The sequence below is a fragment of the Vibrio aquaticus genome (assembly GCF_003970385.1).
Lineage (GTDB): Bacteria > Pseudomonadota > Gammaproteobacteria > Enterobacterales > Vibrionaceae > Vibrio > Vibrio aquaticus.
In genome coordinates, this window is the sequence record NZ_RXZH01000010.1 from 25841 (window position 1) to 38280 (window position 12440).

Genomic DNA, 12440 nt, shown 5'->3' on the forward strand with positions numbered 1-12440 from the left:
GACTGACGATGCCATTTGAACCTCTTGTAACGGCTGTGATTGAGACAACGCTCAACACCTTGATTAAAGACGACCCTGAACTGGGTCGTCGACTTGCTCGCTTAAAAGGGCAAGTGATTCAAGTTCATCTTAAAGAACTGAACAAAACTCTTACCTTTATCTTTAGCCAACAAATTGATGTGTTGGCCAATTATGAAGGTCAGCCAGATTGTTACCTTTCTCTTAATCTCTCTGTGCTTCCAGAGCTGCGTGACCAATCCAATATTACTAAGCTGATTAAGCAAGATAAGCTGATTTTGGAAGGGGACATTCAACTCGCTCAGAAATTCTCTCAGCTAATGACTGACTGCAAGCCAGATATTGAAGAGTGGCTTTCAAAAGCGACGGGCGATGTTGTCGCTCACACGGTCGTTCAAGGTGTGACAGGCGTTGGTCAAATGATCAAAGCACAAGCGCAAAAGCACCAGAGTCATCTTGCTGAAGTATTGACCGAAGAGTGGCGAGTAGCACCTGCACCACTTGAAGTAGCACACTTCTGCGACCAAGTGGACGAGGTGAAAAGCCAAGCTGCTCGCGTTGAAGCAAGACTGAATAAATTGCTGGAGCTGGCATGACGTTAACCGAGCTACGCCGCTTATATCAGATAGTTAAAGTCCAGCTTGAGTATGGCCTTGATGAACTTCTTCCTGAACATCAGCTCACCAAAGCGCCTCTACTCGCGAGAAAGAGCCTATTCTGGATTAAGAATCAGCACCCAGAAAAACCTTTGGGTGACAGACTGCGTTTAGCTCTGCAAGAGCTTGGTCCGGTATGGATTAAGTTCGGCCAGATGATGTCTACCCGTCGTGATCTCTTTCCTCCACATATCGCAGACCCTCTAGCACTGCTGCAAGATCAAGTGTCACCGTTTGATGGTCAATTAGCGAAAGAGCAGATTGAACAAGCGCTTGGTGGTCCGGTTGAAAATTGGTTCAATGACTTTGAGATTAAGCCTTTGGCGTCGGCATCGATTGCTCAAGTGCATACTGCAACGCTCAAAGAGACTAACCAAGAAGTAGTATTAAAAGTGATCAGGCCAGATATTCGCCCGGTCATTGATGCAGATCTAAAACTGATGTACCGCATGGCGCGTATAGTCGCCAAGGCACTGCCTGAAGCACGTCGTTTGAAACCGGTCGAAGTGGTTCGCGAGTATGAGAAAACGCTACTTGATGAACTCGACCTTCGCCGAGAAGCTGCCAATGCCATTCAGCTGCGTCGAAACTTCGAAGGCAGTGAAGAATTGTACGTTCCTGAGGTAATTACTGACCTTAGTAATGAAACTGTCATGGTTTCTGAGCGAATATACGGCATCCAAGTCTCTGATATTGAAGGCTTGAAGGCGAACGGCACCAACATGAAGCTATTGGCTGAGCGTGGTGTGAGCGTATTCTTCACTCAGGTATTCCGTGATAGCTTTTTCCATGCGGACATGCACCCGGGCAACGTATTTGTTGAACCTGAGCATCCAGAAAACCCGCGTTGGATTGGTTTAGACTGCGGCATCGTGGGCACACTGAATAGTGAAGATAAGCGCTATTTAGCGGAAAACTTCCTCGCTTTCTTCAATCGTGACTATCGCCGAGTGGCTGAATTGCACGTTGATTCAGGATGGGTTCCACGTGAAACCAACATTGATGAATTCGAGTTTGCGATTCGCATTGTGTGTGAGCCTATTTTTGCTAAACCACTGTGTGAAATCTCGTTTGGTCATGTGTTGCTGAACCTGTTCAATACGGCACGTCGCTTTAACATGGAAGTGCAGCCTCAGTTGGTGTTGTTGCAGAAAACCTTGCTTTATGTAGAAGGTTTAGGTCGCCAGTTATACCCGCAGCTCGATCTATGGGAAACTGCTAAGCCATTCTTAGAAGAATGGATGATGAACCAAGTTGGTCCGCAAGCGGTAATCAATGCGGTGAAAGACCGAGCGCCGTTCTGGGCAGAGAAACTGCCAGAACTGCCAGAGCTTCTGTATGACAGCTTGCGCCAAGGTAAAATGATGAACCAACGTATGGATCAGCTTTACCAAGGTTACCGAGCGAGCAAAAAGCAGCAAGCAACCGGTAAATTTTTATTTGGTGTTGGGGCCACATTAGTCGTATGCTCGGCAATATTGGTCAACAGCCCTTATGAGCAACTCTCATTGGCTAGCGCTATCGGCGGAGTCACATTTTGGTTGCTAAGTTGGCGAGCTTACCGTCAATAGACGTTAAACTCTTGAAATAAATTTGTTTAATAAGACCCGAGGTAAAAAGAATGGGTGGTATTAGTATTTGGCAACTTCTTATCATTGCTGTCATCGTTGTTCTACTGTTTGGTACAAAGAAACTGCGTGGTATTGGTGGTGATCTTGGCGGCGCTGTAAAAGGCTTCAAGAAAGCAATGAGCGAAGAGGATGCGGACAAAGACAAGAAAGACGCAGACTTCGAACAGAAGAATTTAGAGCAGCAGAAGACGGAAGCGACTGCTGAAACTAAGAAAGACAAAGAGCAGGCGTAACTCGTGTTTGATATCGGTTTTTGGGAACTGGTATTGATATCTGTCGTTGGGCTGGTGGTGCTTGGTCCTGAGCGATTGCCACATGCGATTCGCAGCGTTTCCAAATTTATTGGTGCGGCGAAAAGTATGGCAAACAGTGTGAAAGACGAACTTTCTCATGAGCTTAAGGTACAAGAACTGCAAGAGAACTTGCGTAAAGCGGAGCAAATGGGAATGGAAGATCTGTCTCCTGAGCTTAAGTCTTCAGTGGAACAATTGAAGCAAGCAGCGCAAGACGTTCAACGCCCTTATGCGAGCAAAAGCGACTCAGCCACGAACAGTACTGAGACTGCGGATGACAAAGTAGCATCCGTTCAGAGCGCCAATGACTCCGCTGGTGTTGTGGAGAGTCTAGAGACTCAAACAGCACCACAGGCAGATAAAAAAGCCGAATAGTCTCGTATTAGAGGAGCTACGACATACATCTTTGTTCGTAGCTCCTTTTCTTTCTTTTAGAGTAGAGGTTTTCATGTCTTCTGTAGAGCAGACACAGCCTTTGATCAGCCATCTGTTGGAACTTCGTAACCGTCTTCTACGCGCAATCGTAGCGGTTTTGGTGGTGTTCTTAGGTCTGATCTATTTTTCCAATGACATCTATGAGTTTGTCTCAGCACCTCTGGTAGAACGCTTGCCAGAAGGCGCAACGATGATCGCAACGGATGTGGCATCTCCGTTTTTTACTCCGCTTAAGTTAACCCTAATAGCGGCCATCTTCCTTGCGGTCCCGTTTATCTTGTATCAGGTTTGGGCGTTTGTCGCTCCGGGTTTGTATAAGCATGAACGTCGCCTGATCATGCCACTGATGTTTTCAAGCTCGCTGTTGTTCTACTGCGGTGTAGCCTTTGCTTACTTTGTGGTGTTCCCATTAGTGTTTGGCTTCTTTACTGCCATCTCTTTGGGTGGGGTTGAGTTTGCCACGGATATCTCGAGCTACCTCGATTTCGTTCTGGCGCTGTTCTTGGCCTTTGGTATCGCGTTTGAAGTGCCAGTGGCGATCATCTTGCTATGTTGGACAGGGGCAACGAACCCTAAGAGCCTGAGCGAGAAACGTCCGTATATCATTGTTGGTGCGTTTATTGTCGGTATGATGCTGACGCCACCCGATATGATTTCTCAAACTCTGTTAGCGATTCCAATGTGCTTACTGTTTGAAGTCGGATTGTTCTTTGCGCGCTTCTATGTACGCAAAGATCGAGATGAAGAAGAGCAAGTGGAAGAATAACCACAACGCTTAATGAGTAAAATAAAAAGGGGCTGATACGGTGAGTATCAGCCCCTTTTTGCTATTCGGTGTTTTACAGTTTGAACAGTGAGGTCGCATTCTGAGTCGTGATGGTATCGACTTCTTCGATGCTCAGTTCACGCAGGTCAGCCACTCGCTTCGCCACGAGTTCCGTATAAGCGGGCTCATTACGCTTGCCGCGATGTGGGACTGGCGCCAAATAAGGACAGTCTGTTTCTAAGATAACGTAGTTCAGATCAAGGTGAGGGATAACTTTGTCCATGCCACCATTCTTGAATGTTGAAACGCCACCTAAGCCAAGGTGAAACCCAAGGTCATTGATTGCTTTCGCTTCTTCAACGCTGCCGCCAAAGCAGTGGAACACGCCACTCAATGAGCCATTTTGCTCTTGGCGAAGCAGGGTAAGCGTCTCTTCAATTGAATCACGCGTGTGGATCACGACGGGCAAGTTCATCTCTTTTGCCCAGTTGAGCTGAGTGATAAACGCCATCTCTTGCTCAGCTTTATAGGTTTTATCCCAATACAGGTCGATACCGATCTCACCGACCGCAATGAAGTTGTGTTTATCAAACCAAGAATGAACGATGTCGAGTGTCTGTTTGACATTCCCATCCACGTAGCAAGGGTGCAGACCCATCATCGAGCGACAAATCTCTGGGTAGGCCGCTTCGGTTTTTAACATCGGCTCAATGGATTCTAGGTCAATGTTAGGAAGAAGGATCTTATCAATACCTTGGGCAAGGGCGCGCTTTACGACATCATCGCGATCAGCGTCAAACTCGCTGGCATAGATATGGGCGTGGCTATCAATCATGGTCGTTCTCTTGGCAAACTAATTCTTGGTTATCGGTGTGGCGTTAGTATACGGCAGTGTGAGCATTGGGTCATTTTTTGCATTTTTATTGTTTGTTGCTAGCGTAGTCTCGAAGGAGTGATATCATTCATTTCAAGCACTTTCACCACACAAGGAGAATAGAGTGTCAGTTTCGATTCAAGGCCAATTCCCTGGCCGTCGTATGCGCCGTATGCGTAAACATGACTTTAGCCGTCGCCTAATGGCTGAAAACCAACTCTCTGTTAACGATCTGATTTACCCAATGTTTATCTTAATGGGTAAAGATCGCCGCGAAACCGTGGATTCAATGCCTGGTATTGAGCGTCTGTCTATCGACTTGATGTTAGAAGAAGCGCAATACCTTGCTCAGCTGGGTGTTCCGGCTATCGCTCTATTCCCTGTGGTAAACCAAGATGCAAAAAGTCTCTGTGCTGCTGAAGCTTACAACCCAGAAGGTTTGGTTCAGCGCGCGGTACGCTCACTCAAAGAGCATGTGCCTGAAATCGGTGTGATTACTGACGTGGCACTCGACCCATTCACGACGCATGGCCAAGATGGCATCATCGATGAAGAGGGCTACGTACTGAATGATGAAACCACCAAGGTATTGGTTAAGCAAGCACTGTCTCACGCGGAAGCGGGCGCAGATGTGGTCGCGCCATCAGATATGATGGATGGTCGAATTGGTGAGATTCGCAAAGCACTCGAGCAAGCGGGCCACATTAACACGCAAATCATGGCGTACTCAGCAAAGTATGCGTCTTGTTATTACGGTCCTTTCCGTGATGCGGTCGGCAGTGCAAGCAACCTAAAAGGCGGCAACAAGAAGAACTACCAAATGGATCCTGCTAACAGCGATGAAGCGATCCATGAAGTCGCAATGGACGTTAACGAAGGTGCTGACATGGTGATGGTTAAGCCAGGCATGCCTTACCTAGACATCGTTCGCCGTGTGAAGTCTGAACTCGAAGTCCCGACGTTTGCTTACCAAGTATCTGGTGAGTACGCGATGCACAAAGCCGCGTTTGCCAACGGTTGGCTTAAAGAGCGTGAGACAGTAATGGAATCTCTGCTTTGCTTTAAGCGTGCGGGTGCAGACGGTATCCTAACTTACTTTGCTAAAGATGTGGCTGAGTGGTTAGCGGAAGAAAATGCCCAAGCGGCGACCTTCTTGAAAGGCGAACAAGAGTAATCTCTTGAATTGATCAAGTTCTAAAGGCTGGCGATTGTCAGCCTTTTTTAATGGCGAGAAAAACTATGAGTGTGACTTATCGTCTAGGGACGCTGGAAGAATGTGTTCAAGTCGTGGAGCAGATCGATGAGTTTGCCCTTAAAGAAACGGTTGAAAGCTTATCGGCTCGGTTAGAGGGTAAGCAGCGTTGGTTGATTCAAGTTGCTCAAGAAGAGGACAAGCTGCTTGGGTTTAAGATTGGCTACCAGTTGGATGACGAGACGTTCTATAGCTGGTTTGGCGGGGTATCGCCGCTTGCGAGAAATAAGGGCGTTGCTCAGTCTTTACTGGAACACCAGGAAGAATGGGCGCAACAGCAAGGATATAAATACCTCAAAGTGAAGTCGCGTAACCAGTTTCCGAGCATGCTAAGACTGTTAATAAAGAATGGTTATCTGATTGAAAATCATGAACAAAAAGAGCCAATGCTAGAAAGCCGCATACACTTTTTAAAGTCATTATAGTGCTGTCATAAAAATTAAATGAGATTTTTTCTCATTTAGGTGTTGACGAGATAAATGAGAATGGTTATTATTTATCTCGTCTTAGGGAATGAGAGAAGTTCACAAGGACGTTGACTTACCAGATTCAAATTGGAGACGGTGATGACACAGAACTTAATCGAACTTGCACGAGTTCTTTTTGACACGACATTGCTCACATTGCTTCCAGTGTAATTTATAGCTTTATGGCAAAGCGGATCATTCACCTGAAATGCTTTGACCCCTTTTTGCTAGGCGACATCGAAAGATGTCGCTTTTTTTATGCCTGCCGTTTTTGATCGAATAAAAGGACACCAATAGTCTTTTCCACAACGCAAGATCGTTTCAGGATCGATCTGTTAATGATCGATCTGTGTTAATTGTCCATACTTACAATTACTTATGTTTGTTTTTTCGTTTGGACCATCGCATTTCACATCCTGTGAATAAATACTATAAACAGACTTATCCACAGATGGTTGCTTGCATCGGTGGAAGAATAATCACACTCCTTTATCGAGTTCTGAGAGTTAAAATGGATTCACTGACCCAGTCATGGCATCCTAAGCAGATCTTTTTTGCATTTTCTTTGGATACGTAAAGACTATGGCTAACATTCCTGATAATCCGTTGATTCTTATCGATGGTTCTTCTTACCTATATCGCGCATTTCATGCCTACCCAGGCACGATGAGTAATGGTGATATTCCAACTAATGCGGTTTACGGCGTGGTTAACATGCTGCGCAGCATGATGCGTCAATTCGCTTCTGACCGTATTGCCGTAGTCTTCGATGCGAAAGGTAAAACTTTCCGTGATGATATGTATCCTGAATACAAAGCCAATCGTCCACCAATGCCAGACGATCTTCGTTGTCAGATTGAGCCATTGCACAATGTGATTCGTGCGATGGGCTTACCGTTGATCTGTATTCCTGGCGTGGAAGCGGATGACGTGATTGGTACTTTGGCTTACCAAGCGTCGCAAGCGGGTATGCCGGTTTTGATCAGCACGGGCGATAAAGATATGGCTCAGCTGGTGGATGACAACGTTACTTTGATCAACACCATGACTAATGTAGTAATGGATCGTGAAGGCGTGGTTGAGAAGTTTGGTATTCCACCAGAGCTTATCATCGATTACTTAGCGCTAATGGGTGATAAGGTTGATAACATTCCGGGTGTACCGGGTGTGGGTGACAAAACAGCAACGGCACTGCTGCAAGGTATTGGCGGCCTAGATAAGCTGTATGACAACCTCGACGACATTGCACCGCTTGGTTTCCGTGGCTCTAAAACCATGGCGAAGAAGCTGGTCGATAATAAAGACAATGCGCAGCTGTCTTACGAACTTGCGACCATCAAGCTTGATGTTGAACTAGAAGAAACCCCTGAGTCTCTACTAAAAACAGAACCCAACACAGATGAGCTGATTAAGCTTTACGGTCAGCTTGTGTTTAAGTCTTGGTTGAATGAGCTGCTTGACGGTGGCACTGGCGTAGTCGAAGCGGACGAAAAGTCGGGTGCTGCGACAGGTGCGGCGAAAGCGTCTAGTAGCGTAGAGATGAACACGTCAGCAGTGACTATCGATCGCAGCCAATATGAGACTATCTTAGATGAAGCGAGCTTTAACGCGTGGCTAGAAAAGTTGAAAGCGGCAGAAGTCTTCGCTTTTGATACTGAAACTGACAGCCTAGATTACATGGTTGCCAATCTGGTTGGTCTGTCGTTTGCGACCGAAGAAGGCGTCGCGGCGTATGTTCCAGTCGCTCATGACTACTTAGATGCGCCACAGCAGCTTGATCGTGACTGGGTGCTAGAGCAACTGAAACCGATTCTTGAAGATGATGCTCAGGCGAAAGTGGGTCAAAACCTCAAATACGATGCGAGCGTATTAGCACGCTACGGTATTGAGATGAAAGGCATCAAGCATGACACTATGCTCGCTTCGTATGTTTACAACAGCGTTGGCGGCAAGCACGACATGGACAGTTTGGCACTGCGTTTCCTTCAGCACAGCTGCATTTCGTTCGAACAAATTGCAGGTAAAGGTAAGAAGCAACTGACGTTCAACCAGATTGAGCTTGAGCAGGCTTCACCTTATGCCGCTGAAGATGCCGATGTGACATTGCGTTTGCATAACCGCCTCATGGAAAACATTGATCAAGATGAGAAACTGAAATCTATCTATGAAGAGATTGAAGTTCCGCTTGTGCCGGTATTATCTCGCATTGAACGTACTGGTGTTCTCATTGATGACATGAAGCTAGGTACGCAATCACAAGAGATCGCTCAGCGCCTTGATGAGCTAGAGCAAAAAGCGTACGAAGTGGCTGAGCAAGAGTTCAACATGAACTCACCGAAACAGCTGCAAGCGATTCTGTTTGAGAAGATGGGCCTACCCGTTATCAAGAAGACGCCATCAGGCACGCCTTCAACCAATGAAGAAGTGCTGCAAGAGCTGGCTCTGGATTACCCATTACCAAAACTGATTTTGGAATACCGTGGTTTAGCGAAACTAAAATCGACCTACACCGATAAGCTACCGAAGATGATCAACCCAGAAACGGGCCGTGTGCATACTTCTTATCATCAAGCGGTGACGGCAACGGGGCGTTTATCATCCACCGATCCAAACCTGCAGAATATTCCAATTCGTAATGATGAAGGTCGCCGTATTCGTCAGGCCTTTGTTGCGCCACATGGCTTTAAAATCCTAGCAGTCGATTACTCTCAGATTGAACTGCGTATCATGGCGCACCTCTCGGGTGACAAGGCATTACTTGAAGCGTTCCAACAAGGTAAAGATATCCACGCGGCAACGGCAGCAGAGATCATGGGCACAACCATTGACCAAGTGAGCTCAGAGCAGCGTCGTCGTGCCAAAGCGGTCAACTTTGGCCTTATCTACGGTATGAGTGCATTTGGTTTGGCGAAGCAGCTGGGTATCCCACGTGGTGAAGCGCAAGATTACATGAACAAATACTTCGAGCGTTACCCTGGCGTTATGCAGTACATGGAAGACACGCGCAGTGCAGCGTCCGAGCAAGGTTACGTAGAAACCATCTTTGGTCGTCGTTTGCACCTACCAGAAATTCAGTCTCGTAATGGCATGCGTCGCAAAGCGGCTGAACGTGCTGCGATCAACGCGCCAATGCAGGGGACCGCGGCAGACATTATCAAGAAAGCAATGTTGCTTGTGGATGAGTGGATTCAAGCGGAAGGCGCTGGTCGCGTTAAGCTATTGATGCAAGTACACGATGAATTGGTATTTGAAGTTGAAGAGTCAGCTTTGACCGAAATTGAAAGTAAAGTACAAGAATTGATGGAGTCAGCGGCAGCGTTAGATGTACCGCTGGTGGCGGAATCAGGACATGGTGATAACTGGGATCAGGCTCACTAGACACTAATTCATCAAAAAGCAGAAAATAACATGAGCTAGTGCACAAACACTGGCTTTTTTTTATCAATAAATAAGTTTGTCTGAACTGACTATAAATGTAGTTTAGTAAAAGTGTAATGAAAAAAAATTACGAAAATAGTTTCCATTTCTGACCAATTGTTGTACATTTAACGGCGTAGGGTACAGAGGTAAGATGTTCTATCTTTCAGACCTTTTGTTTCACGTTATTGGATTAGGCTGATTCAGCCGCCCCAGTCAGTTTTTGATTGGGGCGTTTTTTATTGGGCCAAAGAAAAGTCAATAAATTCATAACTCTACGTCTCATCTCTCTGCTTTTATCTTTATCACCACTCCGATGATGCATTCTCTTTATCGAATAGCCCTGTTTCAGCCAAAAAATCATTCGTTGACGCGTTGTAAATTTACTCCCTTCACATTTTGGTTATTTTGGGCTGAAAATCAAACCTGTTTTGGTGACGTTAAGATGTTTTAAATTTCATTAAGTTATTGATTAATAATATTTAATTCTATTTTTGAGATTGCTAAAACAGGCAGGGGTGGGAGTTGACTGGAAAGAGGAAACGAGTAATCTTGAATGCATAATAACGTATAACAACGATTTCTCTCCCGTTGCCCTGCCAGGATGGTGGGGCATTTTATTTTCAGCAGAGACAAAAAACCCCGCTATTACAGCAGGGCTTCATTAATCAACGAGAGCAATTATTCTTGTTCGTTATCTAGATTCTCTTCTTCAACAATCTCTTCGATTATCGAATCAGCAAAGACAGGTGCAAACCACTCATCCAGTTTATTGCGAAGAACATCCACACCGATCCCTTTCAGTGAAGAGAATGCAGCCACGCTAACATCACCACCAAAACCAACTGCATCTTTCTTGATTTTTAGCACTTGAGCTTTGCGAGCACCGCTTTTCAGTTTGTCCGCTTTTGTTAACAAAACTTGAACAGGAATGCCGCTGTCGACTGCCCAGAAGATCAGTTGTTGGTCGAGATCTTTCATTGGGTGACGAATATCCATAAGGACAACAAGACCCTTTAGGCTTTGACGTTTTTGTAGGTATTCACCTAGAGACTTCTGCCACTTTTTCTTCATCTCAAGTGGAACTTGAGCAAAACCGTATCCTGGCAAATCGACGATATGACAACCGTCAGTGACCTTAAATAGGTTGATAAGCTGCGTACGACCAGGGGTTTTACTGGTTTTCGCTAAGCTACGCTGGTTCGTCAGGCGATTAAGAGAGCTTGATTTGCCCGCATTGGAGCGTCCTGCAAACGCAACTTCGATACCTTCATCTTCTGGCAAGGCGCGGATATCCGGCGCACTTGTGATGAAATGAGTGTTTTGATAATGAATTTTTACGCTCACTGTTAACTCCATCTCGACTTTGTGTAGTCGATTGATTACTTTTTTGTGAAATTGTGTAAAATAACCGTGCTCGGCATAAGGTCGCCTATTGTACCATGAGTGGTACTGGAAGCTTGATAATTATAAATGGAATGTCATGAAGAAATTAGCGCTAATATTGAGTCTTTTAGCCAGCTGCTCCGTATGGGCCCAAGGCAGCATCGAAGCTGGTAAAGCAAAATCTCAAACCTGTGTTGCCTGCCACGGTGCAGACGGCAACAGTCAACTCGCAATGTACCCTAAACTTGCTGGTCAGCATGCTAAATATATTGAAAAGCAGCTGAGAGACCTAAAACTAGGTATGACAAGTGGTGGTAAACAAGGCCGCGTTGAACCTGTTATGGGTGGTATGGCGATGCCTCTGTCTGAGCAAGATATGAAAGATCTTGCGGCTTACTACGCATCTCTGCCTATCTCAGACAACTCAACACCTGAGAACGTAGTTGAAGCAGGTAAAGTTCTCTACACCGCTGGTGATGCAGAGCGTGGCCTAACAGCATGTATCGCGTGTCATGGTCCTCGTGGTAACGGTACTGAACTTTCAGGCTTCCCGAAAATTTCTGGCCAGCATGCTGACTACATTAAGCAGCAGCTAGAAAAATTCCGTGATGGCTCTCGTGCAAACGACATGAACGCGATGATGCGTGATGTAGCGAAGAAGCTAACGGATGAAGATATCGATACACTTTCAAAATACGTTGGTGGCCTACACTAAGCCCAATCACTGTGTTCGAGCATAAAGTTGTATTGAAAAAGCCCAGACCTGAGTCTGGGCTTTTTCGTATGATCAACATCACACACCGAAAATCACTCAATCGTTGAGATCTCCGCTCGTAATGTAAGAGATCGCCCATACTTGCTTGGTCTATCTTCTTGCCTCTTTATATAACGCATTGAAAAACAAGGCTTCAAAAAAACGGAACAAAAAAGAGCGTATTTATTCTGTTTGGTGGATTGTTGTTATGGCCTAAGAAGGTAAAGTGGACTCATCGGCAGGGCGCTGATAACGGATTTCAGACTAGGAGGTCTCCAAGGACGCAAGCGAGGATTGCTTGGGTGATAAGCATGAAGCTGGGTAGGTAGGAAACCTACTGGATATGGATGGTCACCTTGTCTAATGGTTTAGATATCGAAACGGATCAGGTTCAGGATGAACCCAGGTAGCAGGAAGTAAACGGAAAGCCAAAACTCACCAGGATGGTGGCAAACAACACTTTTGGCAGGGAAAGCACTTAAAACAAATGG

Annotated in this window: 12 protein-coding genes; 10 read left to right on the plus strand and 2 right to left on the minus strand. The window is 45.8% G+C overall.

Annotation, left to right across the window (positions count from 1 at the left end):
- Positions 1-8 precede the first annotated feature (8 nt).
- From EJ063_RS17225 to tatC, 5 genes are all read left to right on the plus strand, one after another.
- Positions 9-614, plus strand: coding sequence for a ubiquinone biosynthesis accessory factor UbiJ (locus tag EJ063_RS17225; protein ID WP_126575565.1), 606 nt, complete (start codon positions 9-11; stop codon positions 612-614).
- Entirely contained in the window at positions 611-2245 is a 1635-nt protein-coding gene (ubiB, locus tag EJ063_RS17230) for a ubiquinone biosynthesis regulatory protein kinase UbiB (protein WP_126575566.1), read from the plus strand. The genes EJ063_RS17225 and ubiB overlap by 4 nt, the downstream gene beginning before the upstream one ends.
- Positions 2246-2295: 50 nt before the next feature.
- Positions 2296-2538, plus strand: coding sequence for a Sec-independent protein translocase subunit TatA (gene tatA / locus EJ063_RS17235; protein WP_126575567.1), 243 nt, complete (start codon positions 2296-2298; stop codon positions 2536-2538).
- Between the two features lie 3 nt (positions 2539-2541).
- Entirely contained in the window at positions 2542-2973 is a 432-nt protein-coding gene (gene tatB / locus EJ063_RS17240; RefSeq protein ID WP_126575568.1) for a Sec-independent protein translocase protein TatB, read from the plus strand.
- Between the two features lie 73 nt (positions 2974-3046).
- Positions 3047-3799, plus strand: a complete 753-nt coding sequence (gene tatC / locus EJ063_RS17245; protein ID WP_126575569.1) for a twin-arginine translocase subunit TatC — start codon at positions 3047-3049, stop codon at positions 3797-3799.
- Between the two features lie 73 nt (positions 3800-3872).
- Here the strand turns inward: tatC and EJ063_RS17250 are convergent, their stop codons facing one another.
- Positions 3873-4634: a TatD family hydrolase gene (locus EJ063_RS17250; RefSeq protein ID WP_126575570.1), complete on the minus strand. Its 762-nt coding sequence runs from the start codon at positions 4632-4634 to the stop codon at positions 3873-3875.
- Between the two features lie 163 nt (positions 4635-4797).
- Between EJ063_RS17250 and hemB the strand changes: the two genes are divergently transcribed.
- The 4 genes from hemB (at position 4798) to spfP (ending at position 10011) form a co-directional block, all read left to right on the plus strand.
- Positions 4798-5847: a porphobilinogen synthase gene (gene hemB, locus EJ063_RS17255; protein ID WP_126575571.1), complete on the plus strand. Its 1050-nt coding sequence runs from the start codon at positions 4798-4800 to the stop codon at positions 5845-5847.
- A 65-nt stretch (positions 5848-5912) separates the two neighbouring features.
- Complete coding sequence (locus EJ063_RS17260) at positions 5913-6350, plus strand: GNAT family N-acetyltransferase (RefSeq protein ID WP_126575572.1); 438 nt, start codon at positions 5913-5915, stop codon at positions 6348-6350.
- Positions 6351-6974: 624 nt separating this feature from the next.
- The gene (gene polA / locus EJ063_RS17265; protein ID WP_126575573.1) at positions 6975-9770 is read left to right on the plus strand and encodes a DNA polymerase I; all 2796 of its coding nucleotides are present in this window, start codon (positions 6975-6977) and stop codon (positions 9768-9770) included.
- 193 nt (positions 9771-9963) lie between these two features.
- Positions 9964-10011 carry a small protein SpfP gene (gene spfP / locus EJ063_RS21565; RefSeq protein ID WP_438356636.1) on the plus strand — a complete coding sequence of 16 codons (48 nt, stop codon included), beginning with the start codon at positions 9964-9966 and terminating at the stop codon, positions 10009-10011.
- Between the two features lie 479 nt (positions 10012-10490).
- On the opposite strand, the gene yihA is transcribed toward spfP, so the two are convergent.
- Positions 10491-11156, minus strand: coding sequence for a ribosome biogenesis GTP-binding protein YihA/YsxC (gene yihA / locus EJ063_RS17270; protein WP_126575574.1), 666 nt, complete (start codon positions 11154-11156; stop codon positions 10491-10493).
- Positions 11157-11292: 136 nt separating this feature from the next.
- On the opposite strand from yihA, the gene EJ063_RS17275 reads away from it, so the two are divergent.
- Positions 11293-11910, plus strand: a complete 618-nt coding sequence (locus EJ063_RS17275) for a c-type cytochrome (protein WP_126575575.1) — start codon at positions 11293-11295, stop codon at positions 11908-11910.
- Positions 11911-12440 lie beyond the last annotated feature (530 nt).

What these genes read in the sequence shown, in the direction of transcription:
- EJ063_RS17225 (WP_126575565.1), top strand. Translation starts at nt 9, where the DNA reads ATGCCATTTGAACCTCTTGTAACGGCTGTGATTGAGACAACGCTCAAC.
- ubiB (WP_126575566.1), top strand. Translation starts at nt 611, where the DNA reads ATGACGTTAACCGAGCTACGCCGCTTATATCAGATAGTTAAAGTCCAG.
- tatA (WP_126575567.1), top strand. Translation starts at nt 2,296, where the DNA reads ATGGGTGGTATTAGTATTTGGCAACTTCTTATCATTGCTGTCATCGTT.
- tatC (WP_126575569.1), top strand. Translation starts at nt 3,047, where the DNA reads ATGTCTTCTGTAGAGCAGACACAGCCTTTGATCAGCCATCTGTTGGAA.
- EJ063_RS17250 (WP_126575570.1), bottom strand. Translation starts at nt 4,634, where the DNA reads ATGATTGATAGCCACGCCCATATCTATGCCAGCGAGTTTGACGCTGAT.
- EJ063_RS17260 (WP_126575572.1), top strand. Translation starts at nt 5,913, where the DNA reads ATGAGTGTGACTTATCGTCTAGGGACGCTGGAAGAATGTGTTCAAGTC.
- polA (WP_126575573.1), top strand. Translation starts at nt 6,975, where the DNA reads ATGGCTAACATTCCTGATAATCCGTTGATTCTTATCGATGGTTCTTCT.
- EJ063_RS17275 (WP_126575575.1), top strand. Translation starts at nt 11,293, where the DNA reads ATGAAGAAATTAGCGCTAATATTGAGTCTTTTAGCCAGCTGCTCCGTA.